At 69.0% G+C, this 26,350-nt stretch carries 28 protein-coding genes; 16 read left to right on the forward strand and 12 right to left on the reverse strand.

The genetic code is table 11. The features are described from left to right. Nucleotides 1-117: 117 nt before the first annotated feature. Entirely contained in the window at nucleotides 118-621 is a 504-nt protein-coding gene (locus tag ACN0RJ_RS05790) for a GNAT family N-acetyltransferase (RefSeq protein ID WP_417723670.1), read from the forward strand. 49 nt (nucleotides 622-670) lie between these two features. Here ACN0RJ_RS05790 and ACN0RJ_RS05795 read toward each other — a convergent pair whose 3' ends face one another. After that, nucleotides 671-2,017 carry a DNA-packaging protein gene (locus ACN0RJ_RS05795; RefSeq protein WP_417723671.1) on the reverse strand — a complete coding sequence of 449 codons (1,347 nt, stop codon included), beginning with the start codon at nucleotides 2,015-2,017 and terminating at the stop codon, nucleotides 671-673. Continuing rightward, complete coding sequence (locus ACN0RJ_RS05800; RefSeq protein WP_417721204.1) at nucleotides 1,953-2,294, reverse strand: hypothetical protein; 342 nt, start codon at nucleotides 2,292-2,294, stop codon at nucleotides 1,953-1,955. The genes ACN0RJ_RS05795 and ACN0RJ_RS05800 overlap by 65 nt, the downstream gene beginning before the upstream one ends. A gap of 284 nt (nucleotides 2,295-2,578) precedes the next feature. Between ACN0RJ_RS05800 and ACN0RJ_RS05805 the strand changes: the two genes are divergently transcribed. From ACN0RJ_RS05805 to ACN0RJ_RS05825, 5 genes are read left to right on the forward strand one after another with little or no spacing between them, the layout of a single operon-like run. After that, nucleotides 2,579-3,766, forward strand: a complete 1,188-nt coding sequence (locus tag ACN0RJ_RS05805; RefSeq protein WP_417723672.1) for a pyridoxal phosphate-dependent aminotransferase — start codon at nucleotides 2,579-2,581, stop codon at nucleotides 3,764-3,766. Next, the gene (locus ACN0RJ_RS05810; RefSeq protein WP_417723673.1) at nucleotides 3,756-4,568 is read left to right on the forward strand and encodes an isocitrate lyase/PEP mutase family protein; all 813 of its coding nucleotides are present in this window, start codon (nucleotides 3,756-3,758) and stop codon (nucleotides 4,566-4,568) included. The genes ACN0RJ_RS05805 and ACN0RJ_RS05810 overlap by 11 nt, the downstream gene beginning before the upstream one ends. Further along, nucleotides 4,565-4,942 carry a TfoX/Sxy family protein gene (locus tag ACN0RJ_RS05815; protein ID WP_417723674.1) on the forward strand — a complete coding sequence of 126 codons (378 nt, stop codon included), beginning with the start codon at nucleotides 4,565-4,567 and terminating at the stop codon, nucleotides 4,940-4,942. The genes ACN0RJ_RS05810 and ACN0RJ_RS05815 overlap by 4 nt, the downstream gene beginning before the upstream one ends. Nucleotides 4,943-4,986: 44 nt before the next feature. Next, nucleotides 4,987-5,157: a YqaE/Pmp3 family membrane protein gene (locus tag ACN0RJ_RS05820; protein ID WP_417721293.1), complete on the forward strand. Its 171-nt coding sequence runs from the start codon at nucleotides 4,987-4,989 to the stop codon at nucleotides 5,155-5,157. Nucleotides 5,158-5,160: 3 nt separating this feature from the next. Next, nucleotides 5,161-5,556 carry a DUF4112 domain-containing protein gene (locus tag ACN0RJ_RS05825; RefSeq protein ID WP_417723675.1) on the forward strand — a complete coding sequence of 132 codons (396 nt, stop codon included), beginning with the start codon at nucleotides 5,161-5,163 and terminating at the stop codon, nucleotides 5,554-5,556. Between the two features lie 95 nt (nucleotides 5,557-5,651). Here the strand turns inward: ACN0RJ_RS05825 and ndk are convergent, their stop codons facing one another. Then, complete coding sequence (ndk, locus tag ACN0RJ_RS05830; RefSeq protein WP_417721199.1) at nucleotides 5,652-6,074, reverse strand: nucleoside-diphosphate kinase; 423 nt, start codon at nucleotides 6,072-6,074, stop codon at nucleotides 5,652-5,654. A 208-nt stretch (nucleotides 6,075-6,282) separates the two neighbouring features. On the opposite strand from ndk, the gene ACN0RJ_RS05835 reads away from it, so the two are divergent. Then, entirely contained in the window at nucleotides 6,283-8,136 is a 1,854-nt protein-coding gene (locus ACN0RJ_RS05835) for an ABC-F family ATP-binding cassette domain-containing protein (protein ID WP_417723676.1), read from the forward strand. Between the two features lie 20 nt (nucleotides 8,137-8,156). Here ACN0RJ_RS05835 and ACN0RJ_RS05840 read toward each other — a convergent pair whose 3' ends face one another. After that, nucleotides 8,157-9,551, reverse strand: a complete 1,395-nt coding sequence (locus tag ACN0RJ_RS05840) for a M15 family metallopeptidase (protein ID WP_417723677.1) — start codon at nucleotides 9,549-9,551, stop codon at nucleotides 8,157-8,159. A 175-nt stretch (nucleotides 9,552-9,726) separates the two neighbouring features. Between ACN0RJ_RS05840 and ACN0RJ_RS05845 the strand changes: the two genes are divergently transcribed. Beyond that, a complete protein-coding gene (locus ACN0RJ_RS05845) occupies nucleotides 9,727-10,344 on the forward strand; it encodes a MarC family protein (RefSeq protein ID WP_417723678.1) in 618 nt (205 codons plus the stop codon). 64 nt (nucleotides 10,345-10,408) lie between these two features. Further along, complete coding sequence (locus ACN0RJ_RS05850) at nucleotides 10,409-10,999, forward strand: retropepsin-like aspartic protease family protein (protein ID WP_417721195.1); 591 nt, start codon at nucleotides 10,409-10,411, stop codon at nucleotides 10,997-10,999. A gap of 33 nt (nucleotides 11,000-11,032) precedes the next feature. Here ACN0RJ_RS05850 and ACN0RJ_RS05855 read toward each other — a convergent pair whose 3' ends face one another. From ACN0RJ_RS05855 to ACN0RJ_RS05865, 3 genes are read right to left on the reverse strand one after another with little or no spacing between them, the layout of a single operon-like run. Beyond that, nucleotides 11,033-11,494: a DNA polymerase III subunit chi gene (locus ACN0RJ_RS05855; protein ID WP_417721194.1), complete on the reverse strand. Its 462-nt coding sequence runs from the start codon at nucleotides 11,492-11,494 to the stop codon at nucleotides 11,033-11,035. Between the two features lie 3 nt (nucleotides 11,495-11,497). Continuing rightward, a complete protein-coding gene (locus ACN0RJ_RS05860; RefSeq protein WP_417721193.1) occupies nucleotides 11,498-11,902 on the reverse strand; it encodes a VOC family protein in 405 nt (134 codons plus the stop codon). Next, on the reverse strand, nucleotides 11,899-13,377 hold the full coding sequence (locus tag ACN0RJ_RS05865; RefSeq protein ID WP_417723679.1) for a leucyl aminopeptidase: 1,479 nt from the start codon (nucleotides 13,375-13,377) through the stop codon (nucleotides 11,899-11,901). The genes ACN0RJ_RS05860 and ACN0RJ_RS05865 overlap by 4 nt, the downstream gene beginning before the upstream one ends. 148 nt (nucleotides 13,378-13,525) lie before the next feature. On the opposite strand from ACN0RJ_RS05865, the gene lptF reads away from it, so the two are divergent. The 6 genes from lptF to rsmA all read left to right on the forward strand — a co-directional run bounded on the left by lptF (nucleotide 13,526) and on the right by rsmA (nucleotide 21,124). Continuing rightward, nucleotides 13,526-14,641 (forward strand): LPS export ABC transporter permease LptF, encoded by a 1,116-nt coding sequence (gene lptF, locus ACN0RJ_RS05870; protein WP_417721292.1) that lies wholly within the window; start codon nucleotides 13,526-13,528, stop codon nucleotides 14,639-14,641. Continuing rightward, a complete protein-coding gene (gene lptG / locus ACN0RJ_RS05875) occupies nucleotides 14,638-15,732 on the forward strand; it encodes an LPS export ABC transporter permease LptG (protein WP_417723680.1) in 1,095 nt (364 codons plus the stop codon). Before lptF ends, lptG begins: the two co-directional genes overlap by 4 nt. Beyond that, complete coding sequence (locus tag ACN0RJ_RS05880; RefSeq protein ID WP_417721190.1) at nucleotides 15,729-17,885, forward strand: LPS-assembly protein LptD; 2,157 nt, start codon at nucleotides 15,729-15,731, stop codon at nucleotides 17,883-17,885. The genes lptG and ACN0RJ_RS05880 overlap by 4 nt, the downstream gene beginning before the upstream one ends. Continuing rightward, complete coding sequence (locus ACN0RJ_RS05885) at nucleotides 17,876-19,108, forward strand: peptidylprolyl isomerase (protein ID WP_417721189.1); 1,233 nt, start codon at nucleotides 17,876-17,878, stop codon at nucleotides 19,106-19,108. The genes ACN0RJ_RS05880 and ACN0RJ_RS05885 overlap by 10 nt, the downstream gene beginning before the upstream one ends. Continuing rightward, nucleotides 19,105-20,076: a 4-hydroxythreonine-4-phosphate dehydrogenase PdxA gene (gene pdxA, locus ACN0RJ_RS05890; protein ID WP_417721188.1), complete on the forward strand. Its 972-nt coding sequence runs from the start codon at nucleotides 19,105-19,107 to the stop codon at nucleotides 20,074-20,076. The genes ACN0RJ_RS05885 and pdxA overlap by 4 nt, the downstream gene beginning before the upstream one ends. 211 nt (nucleotides 20,077-20,287) lie before the next feature. Beyond that, nucleotides 20,288-21,124, forward strand: coding sequence for a 16S rRNA (adenine(1518)-N(6)/adenine(1519)-N(6))-dimethyltransferase RsmA (gene rsmA, locus ACN0RJ_RS05895; protein WP_417723681.1), 837 nt, complete (start codon nucleotides 20,288-20,290; stop codon nucleotides 21,122-21,124). Between the two features lie 39 nt (nucleotides 21,125-21,163). Here the strand turns inward: rsmA and ACN0RJ_RS05900 are convergent, their stop codons facing one another. The 3 genes from ACN0RJ_RS05900 to prfA all read right to left on the reverse strand — a co-directional run bounded on the left by ACN0RJ_RS05900 (nucleotide 21,164) and on the right by prfA (nucleotide 23,983). Continuing rightward, a complete protein-coding gene (locus ACN0RJ_RS05900) occupies nucleotides 21,164-21,865 on the reverse strand; it encodes a DUF4167 domain-containing protein (RefSeq protein WP_417723682.1) in 702 nt (233 codons plus the stop codon). A gap of 226 nt (nucleotides 21,866-22,091) precedes the next feature. Continuing rightward, nucleotides 22,092-22,937, reverse strand: coding sequence for a peptide chain release factor N(5)-glutamine methyltransferase (prmC, locus tag ACN0RJ_RS05905; RefSeq protein WP_417721185.1), 846 nt, complete (start codon nucleotides 22,935-22,937; stop codon nucleotides 22,092-22,094). After that, nucleotides 22,934-23,983 carry a peptide chain release factor 1 gene (gene prfA / locus ACN0RJ_RS05910; protein WP_417723683.1) on the reverse strand — a complete coding sequence of 350 codons (1,050 nt, stop codon included), beginning with the start codon at nucleotides 23,981-23,983 and terminating at the stop codon, nucleotides 22,934-22,936. The genes prmC and prfA overlap by 4 nt, the downstream gene beginning before the upstream one ends. A gap of 134 nt (nucleotides 23,984-24,117) precedes the next feature. Here prfA and ACN0RJ_RS05915 point away from each other — a divergent pair, with 134 nt between their 5' ends. Next, a complete protein-coding gene (locus ACN0RJ_RS05915) occupies nucleotides 24,118-24,795 on the forward strand; it encodes a glutathione S-transferase family protein (protein ID WP_417723684.1) in 678 nt (225 codons plus the stop codon). Nucleotides 24,796-24,811: 16 nt separating this feature from the next. On the opposite strand, the gene ACN0RJ_RS05920 is transcribed toward ACN0RJ_RS05915, so the two are convergent. Continuing rightward, nucleotides 24,812-25,219, reverse strand: coding sequence for a DUF1499 domain-containing protein (locus ACN0RJ_RS05920; RefSeq protein ID WP_417723685.1), 408 nt, complete (start codon nucleotides 25,217-25,219; stop codon nucleotides 24,812-24,814). Nucleotides 25,220-25,369: 150 nt separating this feature from the next. After that, nucleotides 25,370-26,347, reverse strand: a complete 978-nt coding sequence (gene speB / locus ACN0RJ_RS05925) for an agmatinase (protein ID WP_417723686.1) — start codon at nucleotides 26,345-26,347, stop codon at nucleotides 25,370-25,372. Nucleotides 26,348-26,350: the final 3 nt, after the last annotated feature.

Genomic DNA, 26,350 nt, shown 5'->3' on the forward strand with positions numbered 1-26,350 from the left:
GAGGCCTACCTCGCCTCACCGACGCAAGCTAATTTCATCTGAAAAACCGAGGAGAGAGACCATGACGACCGTCCAAGCACTTCGCTCCCCCGACGCAGCCGGGACATGCGCCGGAAAATGAAGGACATGTCTGCGGACCTGACCGACCTCACCCTGCGCCCGCTCCTGATCGACGATGCCGATACCGTGGCCGAGATCTTTTTCGACGCGGTGCTGAACGGCACCTCGCGCTTCTATTCGCAGGACGAGCGCGAAGCCTGGGCCGGACCCCACCCCGATCCCAAGCGCTGGCGCGGCAGGATCGGCAGCGCGGTCGGGCTGATGGCCGACTGGCAGGGCAAGGCCGCCGGCTTCATGACCCTGATGACGCCCGGCCTGATCGACCTCGCCTTCGTCCGCCCCGCCCTCGCCGGTCGCGGCATCGGCGCGGCCCTGCTCGGCCAGCTCGAACCCATCGCCCGCGCCACCGGGGCGCACAACCTCGAAACACAGGCCAGCAAGGCGGCCGAGCCGTTCTTTGCCCGCCACGGGTTCGAGACGCTGGAGCCGGTCACGTCCTTCCGGCGCGGCGTCACCCTGCACGCCCTGCACATGCGCAAACGACTGCGCCCGGGCGTCTGAAACGACCCGGGCGCTCGGCTACCGAAGGGTGACGGACAGGCGACGGCGCTCAGAGCATCCGCACCTGCGGACGCTTCCAGCTCGACATCGGTTCGGTGACCAGCTCGGTCAGCGCCCAGACCAGCGCATCCACGCGGTCGGGCGATCCCTGGCCCTCGAAACCATGGGCCGTCATCAGGCCCATCTCTTCCTCCAGCGCCCCGAACAACCCGGCGTGACCGACACGCCCCTGTTCGTAAAGCCCGGCGACCGGCTCGGCCCGCGCCGACTTGCCGCGCGTGGCATGGACCTTTCGCAGCGGCACGTTCGGCCCGACCTGCCGCAGCATGGCCTCGACCATGGCACCGCCCTGGTTGACCTCGGCGACGATGCGGTCTGCCTTCCAGCGGGTGAAGGCCGACACCGCCGCCTCGGCCCAGCCGGTGGGTGAAACGCCCTGCACGGTCGCATCCTCCAGCACCCAGGCCCGCCAGCTCTGCGGCGGCCCCTCGCACAGAACGCCTGCGACGACGATCCCGCAGGCATCCGCCGTCCGGGCATCGCCGGCGGGCGGGTCCACCGCCACGACGATGCGGTCGTAGCCGTCGGGCTTCGGCATCAGCCGCGCCCGTTCCAGCATCTCCTGCGTCCAGAAGGCCCCGTCCACATCCGTGACCATCACGCCGTCCAGTTCCTGCCGGGCCAGCCGCGTCGTGCCGTAGCGCGCCCGCACCTCTTCCAGAAAGGATTTGGCGAGGTTGGCCCGGTTTGCCTCGGTCCGCGCATGGGTCACGACCGTCGAGACGAGTTCCAGCAATTCCTTCAGCACCCCCACGTTGCGCGGGGTCGTGGTCACGCAGACCTGCGGATGCGTGCCAAGCCGCAGCGCGAACTGCAGCATGTCCCAAGTCTCCCGCGCCTTCTTCCACTTGGCAAGCTCATCCACCCAGGCCGCATCGAACTGCGGCCCCCGCAGCCCCTCCGGATCGTGGGCGGAATAGACCATCGCCTCCGCCCCGTTCGGCCAGACCAGGCAGCGCCGCGTCGCCTGCCACTCCGGCCGGCGGTCGGGCGGCGAACAGGCCAGGATGCCGGAATCCCCGAACACCATGACCTCGCGCACCTGATCCATCGTCTCGCCGATCAGCGCCACCCGCTTGCAGCGCCCCGCATCCAGCGGCTTGGCGCCCTCGACGCAGGCGCGCACCCACTCGGCCCCGGCGCGTGTCTTGCCCGCGCCGCGCCCGCCCATGACGACCCAGGTCCGCCAGTCGCCACCGGGCGGCAACTGGTGCTCCATCGCCCAGAACTCGAAAAGGTAGGGGAGAGCCAGGCTCTCCCCCTCCGTGATCTCAGTCAGGAACTTCTCCTGCACCGCAGCACCGGCGGAGGCGAGCCATGCGGCACCCGATCTCATCGCGCGCGCGTTCGAGATCCAGAGCCCAGTCTCCGGCAAGGCCTTTCTGTTTTCGTCTGACATTGGCGATCTGAGCCTCCGTTTCATGCGATGCCCTCAGCCAGTACCGGACATCGCCGAGCAGCTTGCCCGCCTCGGTCCGGTTGATGCCTTCCCCGTCTTCGACCTGCGCCTTGAGGCGTCTCATGTCTTCCCCGAGGTCCCTCAGAACCGCGGCCACGTCATCCCGCTCGTTTTCGAGTCGCGACAACTCCTCTTCCAGATGAATGAGGATCATTGCTCGATACCTTTCTTGCCTGTTTGCTCTATGGCCCCTCCAGGCGAGCAGGACTGAAAACGACCCTTGGAGTTCTCTCCGAGGCCGCCTGCCTCTTCCGTCCAGCATGGGAAAAAGCTACCGCCAAGGGACTGAAAAGTCAAGATTGCCGGACCGAGCGCCGACCCATAAACCATTGTTCAGATTGGTATATTTACCGTTAACCCTGAGAACGGGCGCGGTAACGCTTGCCCCCTCGCGCGGGCTCTGTCAGGAATATTCCCAACCATTGCAGGAGCTTTCCCATGCCGCCCCTCTCGACCCGGATCACCACGCTCAACGGCGACGGCGACGACGGATGGGGAGTCTTCTACAAGGCCCGCCGCCTGATCGCCTCCGGGGTCGAGGTCACCGAACTCACCATCGGTGAACACGACGAGCGGACCGATCCCGCCATTCTCGACGCGCTGCACGCGGCGGCGGCGGGCGGTCACACCGGCTACGCGATGGTGCCCGGCATCGCCGCCCTGCGCGACCGGGTGGCCGCGCGGATCGCCGAGCGGACCGGCGTGGCGACGAGTCGCGACAACATCCTGGTGACGCCCGGCGGCCAGGCGGCGCTCTTCGCCGCGCATATGGCGGCCTGCGATCCCGGCGACACCGCGCTGATGATCGACCCCTATTATGCCACCTACCCCGGCACGATCCGCGCCGCCTCCGCCCGGCCCCATGCCGTCCCGACCGAGGCCGCCGCCAGCTTCCTGCCCGATCCCGCACGCATCGCCCGTGCGGCGCTCGAAACCGGCGCGCGCACGCTGCTGATCAACTCTCCCAACAATCCCACCGGGGCGATTTACCCGCGCGCAACCCTCGACGGCCTTGCCGGGGTCTGCCGGGACCAGGATCTCTGGCTGATCTCGGACGAGGTCTACGACACCCAGATCTGGGAGGGCGAACATCTCTCGCCCCGCGCCCTGCCGGGGATGACCGCGCGCACGCTGGTCGTCGGCTCCATGTCCAAGAGCCACGCCATGACCGGCAGCCGCATCGGCTGGCTCGCCGGTCCCCCCGACGCCATCGGCCCCCTGATCGACCTTGCCACCAACACCACCTACGGCGTGCCCGGCTACATCCAGGACGCCGCCCTCTTCGCGCTCGATAGCGGGCCCGAGGCCGAAGCCCGCGTCGCCGCGCCCTTCCGGCGCCGCCGCGACATCGCCCGCCGCATCCTTTCCGGGCAGGGCACGCTCGGGCTCATCCCCTCCGGCGGGGCGATGTACCTGTTCCTCGACGTCCGCGCGACCGGGATGAGCGGCGATGCCTTTGCCCACGCCCTGCTCGACGCCCATCGTATCGCGGTCATGCCGGGCGAAAGCTTCGGCAGGTCCGCCGCCGGCTTCGTGCGGGTCGCGATGACCGTACCCGACGACACCTTCGCCGCCGCGCTCTCGACCCTCTGTACCTTTGCAAAAGGCCACGCCAATGCCGCATGATCCCGGTTCCGCCTTCCGCGCCCTGCACCGGCCCGGAGATCCCTTCATCCTCGCGAACGCCTGGGATGCCGGCTCCGCCCGGATGCTGGCCTCCCTCGGGGCCGAGGCCATCGGCACCTCCTCTGCCGCCCATGCCTTCACACTGGGGCGCCCCGACATGGGCAATGTCAGCCGCGACGAAGCGCTTGCCCATGCCGAATCCCTCGTCGCGGCGGTCTCCGTGCCGGTGTCCGGCGATTTCGAGAACGGATACGGAGAGGCACCGGAGACCTGCGCCGAAACCGTTCGCCTTGCGGCCGGGGTCGGGCTGGCGGGCATCTCCATCGAGGACACCGCCCTGCCCGCCGACGCACCCTATGCGGCCGATCTCGCCATCGAACGCATCCGCGCCGCCGCGGCCGCCGCCCGCGCCCTGCCGCGCGATTTCGTGCTCTGCGCCCGGGCGGACGGGGTGATGACCGGCCATTACGACCTGGCCGAGGCGATCCGCAGGATCGAAGGCTACGAGGCGGCAGGCGCCGATTGCGTCTACATCCCGCTGCCACCCCGGCCCGAGGATCTGGCAACGATCTGCGCCGCGACCTCCCTGCCGGTGAACGCGCTCGTCGCGGGACGATACGCCGGGATGCCGAAAGCGGCCTTTGCAGAGGCCGGCGTGGCGCGGCTGTCGCTCGGCGGTGCCCTCGCCCGCGCGACGCACCGCCTGATCTTCGACGCGGCGCAGGAGATGTTCCGCGACGGCGACTTCAGCCGCCTCACCCACACCATCCCCGGCCGCAGCGTGGACGACCTGCTGCGATGAGCACGCCGGTCTCGTCCATCCGCAACCTCGGGCCGGCGATGGAGCAGGCCTGCCATCGCGCGGGCATCCCCGATGCCGAGACCCTGCGCGCCCTCGGCGCAGATGAAACCTACCGCCGCCTGCTCGCCACCGGCGGCAGGCCGCATTTCATCGGCTACTACGTGCTGCACATGGCGTTGCAGGGCCGGCCCTGGAACGACTGCCGCGGCAAGGAAAAGGAGGCTCTGCGCCAACGCTTCGACGCCCTCGTCGCCGAGGGGCGCGGCCCGACGCTTTCGGCGCTGGAAAGGGCGCTGGACGAGATCGGGGTGCGTCCGAAATCCGCGCCGACCGCACCGGCGGGAAAACCACGGCGGGAACAAGCGGACGGGTGACGGTGTTGTCCCTTCAACGTGACAAGGACGTGAAGGAGCTTCACATGGACATCATCCGCATCATCGTCGCCATCATCCTGCCCCCGCTCGGGGTGTTTCTGCAGGAAGGTCTCGGCAAGCATTTCTGGATCAACATCCTGCTGACCATTCTCGGCTACATCCCCGGCATCGTGCATGCCGTCTACATCATCGCCCGCGAACCGCGGTACGCCTGACCCATGCTGACCGAGCATCATTTCCGCAGGCTCGAACGGGTCGAACGCACGGCCCGCACCATGGACCGGGCCTTCCGCATCCCGTTTACCGGCATCCGCATGGGCTGGGACAGCCTGCTCGGGCTCGTGCCCGGCGTGGGCGACACGCTGGCGCTGCTTCCGGCGGCCTGGATTCTCAAGGAAAGCCATGCCCTCGGCGCGCCCGGAGTGGTGCTGGGGAGAATGGCGGGAAACCTCGCGGTGGACTGGGTGATCGGCCTCGTGCCGCTCATCGGTGACGTGTTCGACATCGGCTTCCGCGCCAATGTCCGTAACGCCGCCCTGCTGCGCGGCTGGATGGAGACGCAGGGCCGCGTGCCGCAGGACGGCCCGCGCGCACCGCGCGACCTCGCCGCCTGAGGACGGCACGGCTCCCGGCAATCAACGGCCGGTGCCGAACGGAAACGGGGCGCCCGATGGGGCGCCCCGTCTGCTGTTCGCAAGGGATCGAAAGGTCAGCCGACCAGTTCGAGACCCGAGAAGTAATAGGCGATCTCGATCGCCGCGGTTTCCGGAGCGTCGGACCCGTGAACCGAGTTCTCGCCGACGGATTCGGCGAATTCCGCGCGGATCGTGCCTTCGGCGGCATCGGCGGGGTTGGTGGCGCCCATGACTTCGCGGTTCTTCGCGATGGCGTTCTCGCCTTCGAGAACCTGCACGACCACCGGCTCGGACGCCATGAAGTCGCAGAGTTCGTCGTAGAAGGGGCGCTCGGCGTGCACCTTGTAGAATTCGCCGGCCTGCGCCTTGGTCAGCTGGATGCGCTTCTGCGCGACGATGCGCAGGCCTGCCTCCTCGAACTTGGCGTTGATCTTGCCGGTCAGGTTGCGGCGGGTGGCATCGGGCTTGATGATCGAAAGGGTGCGTTCGACGGCCATGGGTCTCTCCGTAAAATGGCCGGACAAAGCGCCCGGCCGTAGTGTGTTGCGGGGGCGTTAGCATGGGAGGCGGACTTTGGGAAGCCCCCGCACCGGCGCGGGGACGGCGCAGGCGCCGGCGAGAGGCGCTGCCTCTCGCGCTCTCCGGGATATTTCGGCCAGAAGAAGGGGGATTTAGTCTGCCCGAAGGCTCTGCTAGAGGGCAGCCATGCTGAAGCTCACAGATATCTCCTATTCCGTCGAAGGCCGCCCGTTGTTCGAGGGCGCCTCGGCCGTGATTCCCGCCGGTCACAAGGTCGGCCTCGTCGGCCCCAACGGGGCGGGCAAGACCACGCTGTTCCGCCTGATCCGGGGGGAGCTGACGCTGGACGGCGGGGCGATCGAACTGCCCCAGCGGGCGCGGATCGGCGGCGTGGCGCAGGAGGCGCGGGCCTCGGACGTCAACCTTGTGGACACGGTGCTGGCCGCGGATACCGAGCGGGCGTCGCTGATGGCCGAGGCCGAGACCGCCACCGACCCGCACCGCATCGCCGAGGTGCAGACCCGTCTGGCCGATATCGACGCATGGTCGGCGGAGGCGCGGGCGGCGACGATCCTCAAGGGGCTCGGTTTCGACGAGGAGGCACAGAAGCGCCCCTGTTCGGATTTTTCGGGCGGCTGGCGGATGCGGGTGGCGCTGGCCGGGGTGCTGTTCGCCCAGCCCGACCTGCTGCTGCTCGACGAACCGACCAACTATCTCGACCTCGAAGGGGCGCTTTGGCTCGAGAGCTACCTCGCGCGCTATCCCCACACGGTCATCATCATTTCCCACGACCGCGGCCTGCTGAACCGGGCCGTCGGCGCGATTCTGCACCTGGAGGAGCGCAAGCTGACGCTCTACCAGGGCCCCTACGATACCTTTGCGCGCACCCGCGCCGAGCGGCGCGCGGTGCAGGCGGCGGCGGCGCGCAAGCAGGACGAGCGCAAGGCGCATCTGCAGAGCTTCGTCGACCGGTTCCGCGCCAAGGCGAGCAAGGCCAAGCAGGCCCAGGCCCGTCTGAAGATGATCGCGCGCATGGACACGATCACCGCCCCGGAAGAGGCCGCCAAGCGGGTCTTCACCTTTCCGCAGCCGGACGAGCTGTCGCCCCCCATCGTCGCCATCGAAGGCGGCGCCACCGGCTACGGCGATGTGCAGATCCTCAACCGGCTGAACCTGCGCATCGACCAGGACGACCGCATCGCCCTGCTCGGGCGCAACGGCCAGGGCAAATCCACCCTGTCGAAGCTTCTGGCCGACCGGTTGCCGATGATGGGCGGGCAGATGGTGCGCAGTTCGAAGCTGCGGATCGGCTATTTCGCCCAGCATCAGGTGGACGAACTGCATCTCGACGAAACGCCGCTGCAGCACATCCAGCGCGAGCGCCCGGGGGTGATGCCCTCGAAGCTGCGCGCCCAGCTTGCGGGCTTCGGCCTCGGCGCGGCGCAGGCCGAAACCGAGGTCGGGCGGCTGTCGGGCGGGCAGAAGGCGCGGCTGTCGCTGCTGCTGGCCACGCTCGACGCGCCGCACATGCTGATCCTCGACGAACCGACCAACCACCTCGACATCGAGAGCCGCGAGGCGCTGGTCGAGGCGCTCACCGCCTATTCCGGCGCGGTGATCCTGGTCAGCCACGACATGCACCTCCTGGGCATGGTGGCGGACCGGCTCTGGCTGGTGAAGGACGGCACGGTGACGCCCTACGAGGAGGATCTCGACACCTACCGCGCCATGCTGCTGACCCAGGAAAAGCCGGTCAAGCCCGAGGCCCCCGCCGCGCCCAAGCCGAAGAAGCCGTCGCGGGACGAGATCCTGCTGCTGCGCTCGGAGGTCCGCAAATGCGAGGCGCGCGTCGAGAAGATCGAGGAGATGCGCGAGAAGCTGGCGAAGAAGCTGGCCGACCCCGCCCTCTACGAGGACGGGCGCGCGGGCGAACTTGCGACATGGAACAAGAAATACGCCGAGGTCATGGACGGGTTGCGGCGCGCCGAAACCCTCTGGGAATCGGCGCTCGAAAAGCTCGAGGGGGCGGAAACGGCCTGACGCCGTCCCGCCCCGTCCGGTCAGCCGAAGCGGCTCATGAAACCCCGGAAGCCTTCGGTAAAGGCCGCAAGGCCGTGCGATCCGCCGTTGACCAGCTTGCGCGCGGTCTTGAGATCGTCCCCTGACAGGGCGTTGCGGATCTTGTCCTCCTTGTTCTTCAGAAAACGGGCGAGGATGGCCGAGGCCAGTTCGGGATCGTTGGCAAGCTCCGGGTCGGACAGCAGATCGCGGCCGATCTGCTTGCCGATATTGGCATAGTTGAAGCGCCCGGTGAGCTGCACGAAGCCGCGCCCCTTGAACCGCGGACCATCCCCCGCGTGTGTATTGCCCAGCCGCTTGCCGATCGAGGTGCCCGCGTCGTAGAGGTCGAAGGGCGTGGTCTTGGTATTGAACTTGCTGCGGAATTCGCTGATCGGGACAAAGCCCGCGGTTTCCGCCCGGATCGTGCCCACGGCCATCGCGCCCATCGCCGTATCGTCGAGGTCGAGCGCGGCCAGCGCCGCGCGCACCACGCTCCAGTGACGCCGGACATTCGACGCGGCGGAGGAATCGAACAGCGGCACTACGTCATCGGCCGCGATGGCAGCGAGTTTGCCGGTGACGGTCACGGCGATCATGGGGGGCGGCGCCGCACCCGCGGGGGCAAGGAAGGCGCCATGCACGAAGCCGTCGGGAATGCCGTCGTTCTTGAGCGAAACCATGACCCAATCGCCGCTCCGGCCGAGTTCATGCACCACGGTGCCGCGGTCCAGCAGCGCGAGGACGGCATGATCCGTTCCCGGTCCGCCGCGCAGGTTGAGACCGCTGCGCGCCGTGACCTCCAGCCCGCCCGAGGTCGCCGGGCTTTCCTCCGTCAGGGCGGCAAGCGCGGGGGCGCGGTTCACGCTCGCCGTCTCGATGCCCCTGGCCAGTTGACCGGGCGAGAGATCCAGTTCGAAATGCATCGCATCCTTGACGCCGTTCCAGGTGCCGCCCCATTCGAAGACGGGGATGCCCTCGACCGTGCGGATGGCGAGGATGTCGGCGATCATCCCGGGGGTCATGTCGGTATCGGCGCCCCCCCCGGCCACGTCGGCGGCCCGCGCCTGCTGCGTCGGCTTGTCGGAAAACACCACCTCGCGGATGCCGGCATGATCCTTGAAGGGGTTGGTGTCCCAGTTGACGTCGAGGGCGATCCCGAAGGCGTGCAGGCTCTTGCGGGTCGTCCCGGCGATGGTCCGGCAGTTGTAGGCGCCGGTATCGCGGCTGCGCACCTCGTAGCCATGCGCGGTGAGAACGTCCTGCAGGGCCTCCCAGGCCGAAGCGGTGCCGGGCGCAACCCGGACCGTCGTGCCGCAGAACGGCACGGATTCCATCGCGGTTTCATTGCAGTCGAAAGCACGCCACCAATGGCGCAGTTGATCGGCGCTAGCCATATCGACTCTCCTTGAGAAATGACTTGTCGTTAAACTTGAATGACGGAATCATAACACAATCTAAGCGCGTTTTCATCCGGATTCCGCGCCCCGGCGCCGCGTCCGCCCGGCTCTTGACCCCGGGGGGCCGGGCCGCGCACAACGGGTCGGGACATCGCAGAGGACGCCGCCCGCCTTGGATCCCGCCTTTCTCATCTCGGCCTTCGCCACGCTGTTCGTGGTGATCGACCCGATCGGTCTGACGCCGCTGTTCATCGCGCTCACGCCCGGGGCCTCGGCGGCACACCGCCGCGCGGTGGCGTTCCGCGCCTGCCTGATCGCGCTGCTGGTGCTGACCCTCTTCACCTTCCTCGGCGAGGCGGTGCTCGGCTTCATCGGCATCTCCATGCCCGCCTTCCGCATCTCGGGCGGCATCCTGCTGTTCCTCACCGCGCTCGACATGCTGTTCGAGCGGCGCACCCAGCGCCGCAAGGGCACGGCGGACGAGGACAGTTCGCCCGACCCCTCGGTCTTTCCCATCGCCATTCCGCTGATCGCCGGGCCGGGGGCGATCGCCTCGATGATCCTGCTGGCGGGACAGACCTCCGACCTCGTGGGGACCTTCGCGGTGCTCGGGGTTCTGCTGGTCGTGCTCGGCTGCGTGATCCTGCTCTTCCTGGCCGCCGGGATCGTGGAGCGGGCGCTCGGCAAGACCGGGATCGTGGTCATAACCCGCCTGCTCGGCATGCTTCTGGCCGCGCTTTCCGTGCAATTCGTCATCGACGGGCTGCGCGATGTCGGTGCGCTCGGCTAGGCCCCTACCCCGGGCGCCATACCGCCCCTACATTGTACCAAGGGCACCAGAAGGAAACGGCAGGGTGAGCGGCAACGACTACGGACAACTGATCTATCTCGTGCTGCTGCTGGGCGTCCTGGTGGTCTGGTTCTTCGTCTGGAACCGGGCGCGGATCGGGCGCAAGCTGCAGTACCTCGCGGCCTGGGGGCTGATCTTTCTCGGCGTCATCGCCGCCGTCGGGCTGTGGGACGACATCCGGGACACGGTGATCCCGCGTCAGGCGGTGTTCACCGACGGCAGCGGCAGCGGTCACGTGGAAATCCCGCGCGGCGCAGACGGGCATTACTACGCGACCCTGCTCATCAACGGCAAACCGACGATCTTCGTCGTCGACACCGGCGCCACCGGCATGGTCCTGTCGCAGCGCGATGCCGAGCGCGTGGGCCTGAGCCCCGCGGACATCACCTTTCATTCCGAAGCGCAGACCGCCAACGGCGCCGTCGCCACCGCGCCCGTGCGGCTCGATACCGTGGAATTCGGCCCCTTCACCGACCATGACGTGCGGGCCTACGTGAACGGCGGACAGATGGATTCCTCGCTGCTGGGCATGACCTATCTGCAACGCTTCGCGCGGGTCGAGATTTCGGGCGGCAGGATGATCCTCGAACGCTGAGCGCGCGCCCGGAACACGCCGCAGGGACCGATCCTATCCGGATTCCGTCTTCATCTGCCAGCGGCCCGATTCCTCGGACCAGTATTCGGCCTTGCAGCCCGCCCCGGTCAGCGCCTTCCACTGGCCGCGCGCCAGGATCATCGCGCGCTCGTCATGGCCGTCGAACAGGATCCAGACCCGTTCCAGCGCCTCGACCTCCTCGGGCGAAACCTCGGCCCCGTCGATCGCCATGAGTCCGGAGGGATCGTTGGGTTTGTCGCCGCTCACCGTCAGCAGCACCGGCTGACGCGCATCATGCGGCCCCCCGGCAAGGCCGTGCGGCAGGAACTCGTCCTCCGGCCCCTGCCAGAGCTTGCGGTCGAGCCAGTCCATGCGCTCCGGATCGGTGCCGCGCACGACCACGCTCCAGCCCTGCCCGACGGCGCGACGCAGCAGCACCGGGGCGGTCGCCTCCAGCGGTCCCTGCGTGAGATGGTAGAACTTCGCGACCCCCATGGCTCAGCCGTGATCGGCCGAGGGGTGATAGTCGCCGAAGGTGAACAGATGCCCCTCCGGGTCGCGCACGGAATAGCTCTGGCCGCCGTAGGGCTGCTCTTCCAGCGGCAGGATGATCTCGGCCCCGGCGGCGGCCGCGCGGGCGTGGTGCCCGGCGACATTGCCGACAACCACGTAGGTCGAGGTCGTCTCGCCCCCCGCCTGCCCCGGCGACACCATGTGCCGCCCGAAGGGCGTGGCCCGGTCTTCGGGGCCAAACATGAAGATCCCGTCCCCCATGGCAAGCTGCGCATGCAGGATGGTGCCGTCGGCATCCCGGTAGACCGCATGTTCCCGGAACCCCAGCGCGCCGGTCAGAAAGGCAAGCGCCGCCTCCGGGTCACGGTAGCGGGTGGCGGGGATGATCACGCGGCATCCTCCGGCGTTTCGAAACGGTCGCGGATCAGCCGGTCGAGCGCGAGAACCCCCCAGCCCGTCGCCCCCTTGGGTGCGAGATCGTTGCCTGCCTTGAGATGCGCGACCCCCGCGATGTCGAGATGCACCCAGGGCACGTCGTCGGACACGAAGCGGCGCAGGAACTGCGCGGCCGTGACCGCGCCGCCGGGGCGCCCGCCGATGTTCTTCATGTCCGCCACCGGGGATTTCAGCAGGTCGTCATAGCCCTTGCCCATCGGCATCCGCCAGGCACCCTCGCCCTCGGTCTCCGCCGCCTTGAGAAAGGCGCCGGCAAAGCCGTCGTCATTGGAAAAGACCGCCGCGTTCTCGTGACCGAGCGCCACGACGCAGGCCCCGGTCAGCGTCGCCAGATCGACCATCGCCGCGGGTTTTTCGGTCTGCTGCGCGTACCAGAGCACGTCGCAGAGCACGAGCCGCCCCTCGGCATCGGTGTTGACCACCTCGACCGTGTCGCCCTTCATCGAGGTCACCACGTCGCCCGGCCGCACCGCGCTGCCCGAGGGCATGTTCTCGACCAGGCCGACCATCCCGACCACATGCGCCGGGGCCTTGCGCAGGGCGATGGCCTTCATCACCCCCGCCACGGTGCCCGCGCCGCCCATGTCCATCGTCATGTCTTCCATGCCGCTCGCCGGTTTCAGGGAGATGCCGCCGGTGTCGAAGACGACCCCCTTGCCGATCAGCGCCAGCGGTGCCCCCGCGGCCCCCTTCCAGCGCATCACCACCACCTTCGACGGCGAGACCGAGCCCTGCCCGACGCAGAGCAGCGCGCCCATGCCGAGCTCGGCCAGCCTGTCCTCTTCCAGCACCTCGACCTCGAGCCCGATGTCGCGCAGCGCCTCGAGCCGGGCGGCGAATTCCGTGGTGGTGAGGACATTGGCAGGTTCGTTGACCAGATCGCGGGTGAACAGCACCCCGGATGCCGCGGCGAGCAGCGGAGCGGCGGCGGCCTCCAGCTCTTCGGGCTTGTTGGTCAGCATCCGGGCTGGTGCGGGCAGCTTGCCCTTGTCGGACTTGTGATCGGTGAAGGCATAGCTGCGCAGGGCGATCCCCAGCGCAACCTGCGCCATGCGGGCCGAGGCTTCGTTCAGCACGGTGATCGCGCTGGCCCCGGCCAGCCGCGCCAGCGCCGCACCGGCCTTGCGCGCCGCCTCGACCGTCATCCGGCGGTCGGCGCGCACGATGTCGACGGACTCCGCCGCCATCCCGGTCGGAAAGGCCAGCGACACCACATCGCCGACGGCCTTCTTTTCCCAGGTCTCGCCCTCGACCGCGCGGGCCACCGCACCGCGTGTCAGCCGATTGACCCGACGTGCGGCGCGACCAAGTTTTCGTTCCCCGTCCACGAAGACCGCAACCCGGCCTGCAGTCCCGGCAAGGGCGTCCAGATCGATGGTTCCGAAGGTGATCTCGCGCAGATCGGTCATGGCTGTCTCCCCGTCTTGTTCGAGCCGAAGGTAAGGCGCGCTGCCGCCGATGACCAGAGCGACCTTTTCCCCGGTAGAGCAATCGACTAGGGTCGGGCGAAAGTTTGTTCCGGGGGGACGTGAGACCGTGCAGAGATTCGACAGATACATGCTGTCGCAGCTCATCGTCCTGTTCGGATTCTTCTCGCTCGTGCTGGTGCTGATCTACTGGGTCAACCGCGCGGTGACTTTGTTCGACCGATTGATCGCGGACGGCCATTCGGCGGGCATCTTCCTGGAATTCACCATCCTCAGCCTGCCCGGCGTCGTTGCCATCGTGGTGCCGATGTCGGCCTTCGGCGCGGCGGTCTACGTCACCAACCGCATGTCCAACGATTCCGAGATCACCGTGGTGCAGGCAGCCGGCTTTTCGCCCTGGCGCATGGCGCGGGCGGTGCTGGCCTTCGGCGTGCTGATCGCGGTGCTGATGTCGGTTCTGACGCATGTGCTCGTCCCCGCCTCCATCGCGCAGCTGCGCAACCGCGAGGCGGAGATTTCCACCTCCCTCACCGCCAAGCTTCTGCACGAGGGCACCTTCCTGCACCCGGCCAGGGGCGTGACCTTTTACATCCGAGACATTTCCGAGGACGGCGCGCTGCACGACGTCTTCCTGTCCGATCGCCGCTCGAAGACCCGCGCCACGACCTATACCGCCGAAACCGCCTATATCCTGCGCGACGAGGATCAGACCCGCCTCGCCATGGTGTCGGGCATGGCCCAGACGCTGAACCTGCGCAACGAGACCCTCTCGACCACCAATTTCACCGATCTGACCTATGACATCTCGGAACTGATCGCGGGCACCGGCACGCCGAAGCGCCGCGCGCGCCAGGTCCCCACGCTGGAGCTTCTGACCCGCACCGAGGCGGTGGCCGAGGAGGTGAACGATTCCCCCGGCGAGATCCTCGAAGAGGCGCACAGCCGCTTCCAGCAACCGCTGCTCTGCCTCGTCGCGGCGCTGATCGGCTACGCCACGCTGATGACGGCAAGCTATTCGCGGTTCGGCGTGACGAAGCAGGTGGTGGGCGCGATCTTTCTTCTGGTCTTCATCAAGCTGGTCGAAAGCGGCGTGAGCGATCCGGTGCGCGCCAACCCCGCGCTCTGGCCGCTGATCTACCTGCCGAGCCTCGTCGGACTCGGGATCGCGGTCTTCCTGCTCTGGCGCGCCTCGAAACCGTTCCGGCCCGGCAGAGCCGCGCCCCCGGCCGCGGAGGCCGCCGCATGATACTGCATTTCTACTTCGCGCGACGCTTCCTGTGGTATTTCTCGGCGATCCTCATCGTCTTCGCGATCTTCCTCGCCCTCGTCGACCTTGTCGAACAGCTGCGCAATTTCGGCAACGAGGTGGGCTTCGGACAGGTGGTGCAGGTCGTCGCGCTGAACCTGCCCGAGGGGCTCTATACCATCCTGCCGCTGGTGATGATCCTCGCCTCCGTGTCGCTCTTCGTGGCGCTCGGGCGCAGTTCGGAACTGGTGGTGACGCGGGCGACCGGCCGGTCCGGGCTGGTGGCGCTTGCCGGGCCGGTGGCGGTGACCGCGATCATCGGCGGACTGGCCGTGGCGATGGGCAATCCCATCGTCGCCGCGACCTCGAAACGGGCGGCGGATCTGTCCGAACTCTACGACAACGGCGGGTCCTCCGTCCTGTCCATCGGCACCGAGGGGCTCTGGCTGCGGCAGGGCGGCGAGCAGGGCCAGACGGTGATCCGGGCCGCGCGCACCAATCCCGACGCCACCCTTCTCTTCGACGTCAGCTTCTTTGCCTATGCGCCGCAGGGCGGGCTTGTCCGCCGGATCGAGGCCGAGGAGGCGCATCTGGACAGCGGTGCCTGGGTGCTGACCCGCGCCAAGGCCTGGCCGCTGACCGCCGGTCTCAACCCCGAGGCGAACGCCGCCACCCACGAGGAACTGCGCGTGCCCTCGACCCTCACGCAGGACAGCATCCGCGACCGTTTCGGCAAACCCTCGGCCATCCCGGTCTGGGACATGAGAACCTTTATACAAGGGCTTGAAGAGGCAGGATTTTCCGCGCGTCGCTACGCCGTCTGGATGCAGATGGAACTGGCCCGGCCGCTGTTCCTCGTCGCGATGGTGCTGGTGGCAGCCGGGGTGACGATGAAACCCGCCCGGCTGGCGCGCACGGGCGTTTCCGTGCTGACGGCGGTTCTTCTGGGCTTCGGGCTTTACTACGTGCGAAACTTCGCGCAGATCATGGGGGAAAACGGCCAGCTCAATCCCGTGCTGGCCGCCTGGATTCCCCCGGTCGCCTCGCTTCTGCTCGCGCTCGGCCTCGTTCTGCAGATGGAGGACGGATGAGACTGCCCCGCCTCCTTGCCGCGCTCGCGCTGGTCGCGCTGTCCCTGTCCCCCGCCGGGGCGCAGGACGCGCAGGATTCGGGCGATGCCGCTCTGCTGATCGCCGACGAAGTCTTTGTCGCCGACGGCGAGCGCCTTGTCGCCACCGGCAATGTCGAGGCGCTGCACGACGGCATGCGCCTGACCGCGACGCGGATCACCTACGACCAGCAGACCGAGACCCTGCAGATCGAGGGTCCGCTGCGCCTGACCGATGCCGAAGGCAACCTCCTGCTCGCCGACTCGGCCGAGCTGGACCAGGGCTTTCGCAACGGCCTTCTGCGCGGCGCCCGCATGGTGCTGGACGAACAGCTCCAGCTTGCCGCGATCGAGGCACGCCGGGTCGACGGGCGCTACACCCAGTTGTCGCGGGTCGCCGTGACCTCCTGCCAGGTCTGCGGACGCAACGAAGTGCCGCTGTGGCAGATCCGCGCCTCGCGGGTGGTCCATGACGAAGAGGAACAGCAGCTCTATTTCGACAATGCCCAGGTGCGGGTGCTGGACGTGCCGATCTTCTGGGTGCCCCGGATGCGCCTGCCCGACCCGACGCTGAAACGCGCGCGCGGCTTCCTGATCCCGACGGTGGAAAGCTCCACCCTGCTCGGCTTCGGCATCAAGCTGCCCTATTTCATTCCGCTGGGCGATCACCAGGACATCACCCTCACGCCCTATGTCTCGCCCGTGACCAAGACGCTCGAGGCGCGCTATCGCCGCGCCTTCGTCAACGGCGATCTCAAGGTCAACACCGCGCTGACCCGCGACACGCTGATCTCGGACCAGACGCGGGGCTATCTCTTTGCGCAGGGCAATTTCGGGCTGGGCAAGGATTTCACGCTCGATTTCGACCTGCAGACCGTGTCGGACGAGAGTTATCTCAACGATTACGACTATGATTCCACCGAGCGGCTGGCGAGCAACGTCACCCTGACCCGCGTCCAGCGCGACAGCCTGCTGCGGTCGAGCATCACCAAGTACCAGTCGCTGCTCGCCTCCGAGGATGACGACACCCTGCCCTCGCTCGTGACCAACACCCGGGCGGAATGGCGCATGTTCCCCGCGCGGTTCGGCGGAGAGCTGCGGCTGGGGGCGGAACTGCACGGGCATTACCGGAATTCCGAACTGGACGTGGACGGGCCGGATGCCGACGGCATCACCGACGGGCGCGACGTGGCGCGGCTCGGGCTGTCGGCGGAATGGCAGCGGCGCTGGACGCTGGCCGGCGGGATCCGCGCCGGGGTCTCGACGCATCTCTGGGCCGACCGCTACGTGATCCGCCAGGATGCCGCCTTCGATCCCGACATCTCGCAACTGACCCCCGGTGCCGCGCTCGAACTGCGCTGGCCGCTGATCCGCCGCGCCGGCGACGGGCGCACCCTGCTGGAACCCGTGCTGCAATACGGCTGGGTCGGCGGCGAACAGCCCGACATTCCCAACGACGAAAGCACCCGCGTCGAATTCGACGAGGCCAACCTTCTGAGCCTGTCGCGCTTTCCCGCCGCCGACCGGCGCGAACGCGGCCGCACCCTGGCCGCCGGCCTGCGCTGGCTGCACGAGGCGCCGGCGGGCTGGACCGCGGGGTTGACGCTGGGCCGGGTCTGGCGCGACCGGCTGGATTCCGACCTCTCCCGGTCCTCCGGGCTGGATGCCGACACCTCGGACTGGCTGCTCGCGGGCGGGTTCACCCATCCGCTCGGCCTGTCGATCTCGGCGCGCGGCCTGCTCGACGACAGCGCGGAATTTTCCAAGGCCGAGGCCCGCGCCGGCTGGTCCAACGCCCGCATGGACCTTGGCGCGAGCTACGTTCTGCTGGTCGCCGATCCGCTCGAGGACCGCGACGAGACCCAGTCGGAATGGAGCTTCGACGGCACCTATCGCCTGTCGCGCCACTGGACCGGCTCCACCGACTGGAGCTACGACCTCGCCGACCGTCGGCTTGACCAGGCGGGGCTTGGCCTGCAATACCGCAACGAGTGTGTTCAGGTGGACGTTTCGGTCTCGCGCGAGTTCGCCTCGTCCACTAACCTCGAGCCGTCCACGACCTTCGGCCTGACCGTCGCGCTGACCGGATTCGGCACGAGCCAAAGCGACAAGGAGTATCGACGCCAATGCAACTGACCCCGGCCCGACTTATCCGGTCCCTCACGCTCGCGGCGGGCCTTGCGCTGTCGGTCGCTCCGCAGACGGCCCCGGCCCAGGGCGCCTTTGCGCCCGCGATCATCGTGGACGAACAGGTGATCACCGGCTTCGAGATCGACCAGCGCGCGCGGATGCTGACGCTGCTGAACTCGCCGGGCAAGCCGCAGGAACTGGCGCGCGAACAACTGATCGAGGACCGGCTGAAGCTGCAGGCCGCGCTGGCCATGGGCATCGACCCGACCGCCGAGGAAGTTGCCGACGGGATGGAGGAATTCGCCGGGCGTGCCCAGCTCAGCCGCGAGGAATTCGTGTCCGTGCTGGAGCGCGGCGGCGTGGCCGAACAGACCTTCCGCGACTTCGTGCGCGCCGGGGTGGCCTGGCGCCAGGTGGTGCAGACCCGCTTTGCCCCCCGCGCCAACGTGACCGAGGACGAGATCGACCGCGCGCTGGCCGGGGCCGGCGGCGGGTCGAACATCCGCGTGCTGCTCTCCGAACTCATCATGCCGATCCCGCCGGGCCAGGACGAGGCGGTGCGCGCCCGCGCCGACCGGATCGCGGCAATGACCTCGGAATCCGAATTCTCCTCGGCCGCGCGGCAATATTCCGCGACCGCCACCCGCGGCGCCGGTGGCCGGCTGCCGTGGCGCGACCTCACGGAACTGCCGCCGCAGCTTCAGCCGCTGCTGCTGGGCCTCGCCCCCGGCGAGGTCACCGCGCCGATCCCGATCCCCGGCGCCATCGCCCTGTTCCAGCTTCGCGACATCGAGGAATCCGGCTACAACCCGCCGGAAATCGCCGCCGTGGATTATGCCGCCTATTACATGCCCGGCGGCCGGTCGCCCGAAACCCTCGCGCGGGCGCGGGTGCTGGCGCAGAAGGTCGACCGCTGCGACGATCTCTACGGCGTCGCCAAGGGCCAGCCGCCCGAAGTGCTGGACCGCGGCACCCTGCCGCCCTCCGAGATTCCGACCGACATCGCCTACGAGCTTTCCAAGCTCGACCAGGGCGAGGTGTCGACGGCCCTGACGCGGTCGAACGGGCAGACGCTGGTGTTCCTCATGCTCTGCGGACGCACGGCCAAGGTCGCCGAAGATGCGGATCGCGAACAGGTGACGCTGGGCCTGCGCAACCGCCGCCTCTCGGCGCTTGCCGACAGCTATCTCGCGCAGTTGCGCGCCGACGCCCGCATCGTCGTGAAATGACCCCGGCACCGCTGGCGGTCTCCTGCGGGGAGCCTTCGGGCATCGGTCCGGAACTGGCCGAAGCGGCGTGGGACAGGCTCGGCGGCGCGCTGCCGTTCGCCTGGATCGGAGACCCGGCGCATCTGCCGGGGCGGGTGCCGCATGTCGTCGTGCAGGACATGGCCGAGGTCGCCGACGCCGCCCTGCGCGGCCTGCCGGTGCTGCCGCTTGCCATGCCGGGACCGCGCGTGCCGGGACGGCCGCAACCGGCGCAGGCCGCCGGTGTCGTCGCCGCCATCGAACGGGGCGTCGCGCTCTGCCTGAGCGGCGCGGCCTCCGGGCTCTGCACGCTGCCGATCTCGAAACAGGCGCTGGCCGAAGGGGCGGGGTTCGCCTATCCCGGCCATACCGAGTTTCTCGCCCATCTCGGCGGGGTCGAGGAGGTGGTGATGATGCTCGCCTCCGACGCGCTGCGGGTGGTGCCCGCGACCATCCACATCGCGCTGGCAGAGGTGCCCGCCGCCCTCACCCCGGCGTTGCTGGAGGCGCGGCTGCGGATCACCCATGCGGCGCTGATCCGGGACTTTGCCATCCCCGCCCCGCGCATCGCCGTGGCGGGTCTCAACCCCCACGCGGGCGAAGGCGGGCGCATGGGCCGGGAAGAGATCGAGCTGATCGTGCCGGTGCTGGAACGGCTGCGCGCCGAGGGCATGGACCTGCGCGGCCCCCTGCCCGCCGACACGATGTTCCACGCCGCCGCGCGCACCGGCTACGACGCCGCGGTCTGCATGTATCACGACCAGGCGCTGATTCCGATCAAGACGCTGGCCTTCGACGAGGGCGTGAACGTCACGCTTGGCCTGCCCTTCGTGCGCACCTCGCCCGATCACGGCACCGCCTTCGACATCGCGGGCAAGGGCCTGGCCAACCCCTCCTCCACGGTCGAGGCGCTGCGGATGGCCTGGCGCATGGCCGGGGGCGCGGCATGACGTGGGGATGCGGTGAGGTGTCGCGCGCGCACGCAGGTATACGTGGGGGCCAGCCCCCACACGCAGGTATACGTGGGGGCCAGCCCCCACACGCAGGTATACGTGGGGGCCAGCCCCCGCACGCAGGTATACGTGGGGGCCAGCCCCCGCACGCAGGTATACGTGGGGGCCAGCCCCCACACCCCCGGGATATTTGGAAACCGAAGAAGACATGAGCGGAATCGATGACCTGCCCCCCCTGCGCGAGGTGATCGCCTCGCACGGGCTGTCGGCGAAGAAGTCGCTGGGGCAGAATTTTCTGCTGGATCTGAACCTGACCGCGCGGATCGCGCGGGCGGCCGGGAACCTGGCGGGCATGGATGTGCTGGAGGTCGGTCCCGGCCCCGGCGGGCTGACGCGCGGGCTTCTGTCCGAAGGCGCGCGGCGGGTGCTCGCCATCGAGAAGGACAGCCGCTGCCTGCCCGCCCTGGAGGAGATCGCGGCGGCCTACCCCGGTCGTCTCGAGGTGATTTCGGGGGATGCGCTGGAGGTCGATCCGCTGGCGCACCTGACCCCGCCCATCGCGATCTGCGCCAACCTGCCCTACAATGTCGGGACGGAACTGCTGGTGCGCTGGCTGACGCCGGCCTCCTGGCCGCCGGTCTGGACGACCCTGACGCTGATGTTCCAGCGCGAGGTGGCCGAGCGCATCGTCGCCGCGCCGGGGTCCAAGGCCTATGGCCGCCTGGCGCTTCTGGCGCAATGGCGTTGCGAGGCGCGGATCGTGCTGAGCCTGCCGCCCTCGGCCTTCACGCCGCCGCCGAAGGTGTCCTCGGCCGTGGTGCATCTCAGGGCTCTGCCCGAGCCGCGCTTTCCGGCCGACGCGAAGGTTCTGGAGCGGGTGGTCGCCGCCGCCTTCAACCAGCGGCGCAAGATGCTGCGCGCGGCGCTGAAGGGGTTGGCGCCGGACATCGAGTCGCGGCTTCTGGCGGCGGGGATCGAACCGACCGAGCGCGCCGAACAGGTGTCGCTCGAGCAGTTCTGCGCCCTGGCACGGGAGTTGGGCTGACCGGCGGACCGCCGGACGGCGGGCCCTCCGGCCGGTGGATCAGCCCGCGGCCTTGGACGAGCTGTCGTCGCTGCCGCCTTCGGGCGCGGGCGCGGCATCCGCTGCCGGGGCGGCCTCTGCGGGCGCGGCCTTGGGCTTGCGGGGACGGCGCGGCGCGCGCGGCTTCTTCGCGGGCGGTTCGGCCGGGGTTTCCGCCGGGGCGGCCGCGACGCGGTTCTCCGGGGTTTCGACGAGACCGCTGTCGGCTTCGCCATCCTCGCCCGCCACGTCGAGCACGTCGGGCTGGCTGCGCGTCTGCGCTGCGGCCGGTGCCGGTGCGGGCGCCTGTGCCGGGCTCTGGTCGGGCTGCGCGTCCGAACCGGAGCCGTTGCCCTGGTCGTCGGAGGAGTCGGAGCGCGGCTGGTCGCGCTGGTCGCCGCGGTCGCGGTCCCGCTGGGCCTGACGCTCGCGGTTCTCACGTTCCTGCTGCTCGCGGCGCTGATCCGCCTCGCGCTGCGCTTCGGAGAGCATGCGCATGTAATGTTCGGCGTGCTGCTGGAAGTTCTCGGTCGCCACGCGGTCGTTGGCGAGCTGCGCATCGCGGGCGAGCTGGTTGTACTTGTCGATGATCTGCTGCGGCGTGCCGCGCACCTTGCCTTCGGGGCCCGAACTGTCGAACACGCGGTTGACGACGTTGCCCAGCGAGTTGCTGTTGCGGTTGCGGTTGTTCTTCGACCGCGAGCGGGATTTCGAGGATCGCATCTGTTCTGCTATCAGCCTTGTTGACGGACTGTGCCGGTGACCCCCTGCTGCGCGTTGCGCGCCGTTTCCGGCCGGGTCACACCGATTTGGGGTTAAGGCCGGTCGGGACCGCCGCGAGGCATCCACCGATCCGACTGCACCCTGATTGTCATGTCCGACCCTTCGTGACAAGTGCTAAACCGCGCCGGATACCGGGAATCCGGCATGTTTTCGCGGGTTTTCGCCCTCAGGACGGGTCGAGCGCGGCGGCGACCACCCTGTCGCGCCCGTCGAGATCGGGGATCACGCTGACGCGCTGCAGCCCCGCCGCGCGGAACAGATCGGCCACGGCGCGGCCCTGCGCGGGGCCGATTTCCACCAGCAGCCGCCCGCCCGGGCGCAGATGGCCCGCCGCGCCCGAGGCGATGGCGCGGTAGGCGGCAAGCCCGTCGGCTTCGTCCGTCAGCGCCATGCGGGGTTCGTGGTCGCGCACCTCGGGGGCGAGGCCCGACATTTCGGAAAGCGCGATATAGGGCGGGTTCGACACGATGAGGTCGAAGCGTTCGGGCGCCCCGCCGAGCGCGCCGAACCAGTCGCCCCGGGCCAGCGCCGCGCGCGGTTCGAGTTTCAGCGCGTTGCGGTTCCAGAAGGCGACGTCGAGCGCGGCCTCCGACAGGTCGGTGCCGACCCCGGTGGTCTGTTCGCGTTCCGACAGCAGCGTGAGCAGGATGCAGCCCGACCCGGTGCCGAGGTCCAGCACCCGCTTGAAGGGCGCCGACAGCGCCGCCTCGATCAGGATCTCGGTTTCCGGGCGCGGGTCGAGCACCTCGGGCGTGACGAGGAAGTCGCGGCCGTAGAACAGCCGCCGCCCGGTGAGATGGGACACCGGCACCCGGTCGGCGCGACGGTCGATCAGAACCTTGTAGAGGACCTGGAGTTCGGGCTGGACGGGTTCCGGCAGGAACAGGGTCAGGCGCCCGGCAGGCACCTTCAGCACATGCGCCAGAAGGCGCCGGGCATCGCGCCCGGCATCGGGCACCCCCGCCTCGGTCAGGCGCCGCGTGGCTTCGGACAGGATGGCCGAGCCGGTCACGCTCCCATCTCCGCAAGCTGCGCGGCCTGGGCATCGGCGGTCAGCGCATCGACGATCTCGTCCAGATCGCCGCCCATGATCTGTTCGAGCCGGTAAAGTGTCAGGCCGATGCGGTGATCGGTCATCCGGCCCTGGGGAAAGTTGTAGGTGCGGATGCGCTCCGAGCGGTCGCCGCTTCCGACCTGCGCCTTGCGGTCCGAGGCGCGGGCATCGGCGGCCTTCTGGCGCTCCAGATCGTAAAGCCGCGCGCGCAGCACGTTCATCGCGATCTCGCGGTTGCGGTGCTGGGATTTCTCGGAGCTCGTGACCACGATGCCGGTCGGCAGGTGGGTGATGCGCACGGCGGAATCGGTGGTGTTGACGTGCTGTCCCCCTGCCCCGGAGGCGCGCATCGTGTCGATGCGGATGTCGCCGGCGGCGATCTCTATGTCGACCGCCTCGGCTTCGGGCAGCACGGCAACGGTGGCGGCGGAGGTGTGGATGCGCCCGCCCGATTCGGTCTCGGGCACGCGCTGGACACGGTGCACGCCGCTTTCGTACTTGAGCCGGGCGAAGACGTTCTCGCCCTCGATCCGCACCACCAGTTCCTTGAGACCGCCGATCTCGGTCGCCTGCTCCTCGATCACCTCCCAGCGCCAGCCGCGGCTGTCGCCGTAGCGCTGGTACATCCGCGCGAGGTCGGCGGCAAACAGCGCCGCCTCCTCGCCGCCGGTGCCGGGGCGGATTTCCAGGATCGCCGGGCGGGCGTCGGCGGCGTCGCGCGGCAGCAGCGCCAGTTGCAGCGCATGCTCGACCTCGGGAAGCAGGGCGCGAAGCTGGGGGAGTTCCTCTTCGGCGAGCGCCTTCATCTCCGGGTCGGACAGCATCGCCTCGGCCTCGGAAAGATCGGCGCGCAGGCGTTCCCAGTTGGCGATCTGCTCGACCACCGGGCGCAGCTCCGCATATTCGCGCCCGAGCGCGGCGATATCCCCCGTTCCGGAGGCCATGCGGGCTTCGAGATATTCGAACCGTTCGCGGATCTGGTGAAGGCGTTCTGCGGGAACCATGGCGCCCTGATGCCCCCGAAACCGCGCGGCGGTCAAGCCCGCCCGCGCATCGCCGCGCCGGGTGGGAGAGTTTGACAGGCACGGATAGGGTTGATATCAACCTTATCAATGGATCGGCAAGGGAGCCCCCCGACATGACAACGCAATACCGCGTGACGGCCTATGACTGGGTGCCGGAGTTCGCACAGGGGCTGGTCCGGGATCTGCGCGTCCGCTGGGCGCTGCGCGAGGCGGGCAAACCCTACGAGGTCACCCTGCTGGCGCAGGGCAGCCAGACCGCGCCCGACCACCTGAGCCGCCAGCCCTTCGGGCAGGTGCCGGTTCTGGAGTGCGACGGCACGGGCATGTTCGAAAGCGGCGCGATCCTGTGGCGCATCGCGCAGGACGGTGGCGACGCGCTGCTGCCCGCCGACCCGGAGGGACGCGACGGCGCGCTGTCCTGGCTCTTTACGGCGCTCAACACGGTGGAGCCGCCGGTCTCGATGATCGCGATGCTGTTCTTTTCCCGCAACAAGGATGCGGCCGAGACGCTGCGTCCGGAAATCCGCGCCATGGTGGAAAGGCGTCTGGGGCAGCTTGCGGCCGCACTGGGCACGGCGGACTGGCTGGTCGGCGACCGCTTTACCGTCGCCGATATCGCCATGGTCACGGTGCTGCGCAGCCTGCGCGGCAGCGGCCTTGTCGAAGCGGTGCCGGTGCTCGATGCCTATGTCACCCGCGCCACGCGGCGGCCCGCCTTTTGCGAGGCGCTCGCGGAGCAGATGGCCGCCTTTGCGGAAAACGCTCCGCGCTATGCCCGCCCGAAGGGCTGAGCGCGCGGCGTCCGGATCACTCCGCCGCGGCGGACAGCCGGCTCAGCCAGTCGTCGACGCGGGTCTTGTTGACCCCCATGTCCGAGGTGCCGAACCGCTGGCGGGCATAGAGCTCGAGCGACCCTTCACCCTGCTGCACCGTGGTGTAGTCGGGAAAGCCCATCCAGAGCGACCGGGTGATGTAGGTCACGCGCCCGTCCCCGGGAGAGCCGGCAAGAACCTCGGTCCGGGGCGTTTCCAGCACGATGCGGTGCAGGGCCTCGAAGCTGTCCTCGCCACCGGGAATGCGACGGCGCACGCCGCTGGCAAGGTCCTGATCCGCCGTCACCTTGGGATCGACGTTCCACACCTCCGGATCGGAGGGCGCGAGCCGGATCCAGGCAAGGCCCGCGACGACGACAAGCACGATTAGCCAGAAGAACATCCTCACCGATCCTATCCTTTCGCATCGGCCTCGCGGCCCCGGCGCGCCCGGTTGCGCGGGCCCGGTCGTCCCGCGCAGGGGCGTCCGGGCCTGTTCACACGATTCCCGGCGGCAGGAAAAGGCGCAAACCGCGCCTCCGCGAGATTTCGCCTAGCCCGCCGTCCGGCCCTGTCTCCGGGTCCAGCCCCAGAGGCACAGGAGTTCCGTCGCCACATGCGCCCCGGCGATGGCCGTGGCGCCCGTGGGGTCGAAGGGGGGCGACACCTCGACGATATCGCCGCCCTTGAGGTCGATTCCCGCCAGCCCGCGCAGCATCACCGCCGCCTGGTGGCTGCTCAGCCCGCCCCAGACCGGCGTGCCCGTGCCCGGCGCGAAGGCCGGGTCGAGCGCGTCGATGTCGAAGGTCACGTAGCAGGGCGCGTCACCGACGATCTCGCGGGCGCGCACCGCCACCGCCTCGGGGCCGATGCGGTGCACCTCGCGCGCATCGAGGATGTGAAAGCCCAGCGGATCGGGGTTGTCGGTGCGAATGCCGATCTGCACCGACCGCGCCGGGTCGACCAGGCCGAGCTTGACCGCCTTGTACATGAAGGTGCCATGGTCGATCCGCGCCATGTCGTCATCGGCCCAGGTGTCGGTATGGGCGTCGAACTGGATCACGCTCAGCCGCCCGAACCGGGCCGCGTAGGCGCGCAGGATCGGCAGGGTGATGAAGTGATCCCCCCCGAGCGTCACCGTCGCCGCCCCGGCCGCCAGGATCCCGGCGATATGCGCTTCGAGCGTGGCGGGAAAGGCGGCGACATTGGCATAGTCGAAGGCCAGGTCGCCGTAATCCGCGATGGCGCATTCGCTCAGCACGTCATAGCCCCAGCCATAGGGTGCGTCGCAGGGTTGCAGCAGCGAGGCTTCGCGCAGCGCGCGCGGCCCGAGACGGGTGCCGGTGCGGTTGGTCACCGCCTGATCGAAGGGCACCCCGGTGATGGCGATGTCGACCCCGGTCAGATCCTTGGTGTACTTGCGCCGCAGGAACGAGGCGGCGCCGCCGAAGACGTTCTCGAAGCTCGGCCCCTTCAGGTCGGTGCGGGTGAAGGCGTGGTCGATCTGGGTCTTTGCGTCTTCCAGGGCCATGGG

Source organism: Salipiger sp. (assembly GCF_048261495.1).
Classification (GTDB): Bacteria; Pseudomonadota; Alphaproteobacteria; order Rhodobacterales; family Rhodobacteraceae; genus Salipiger.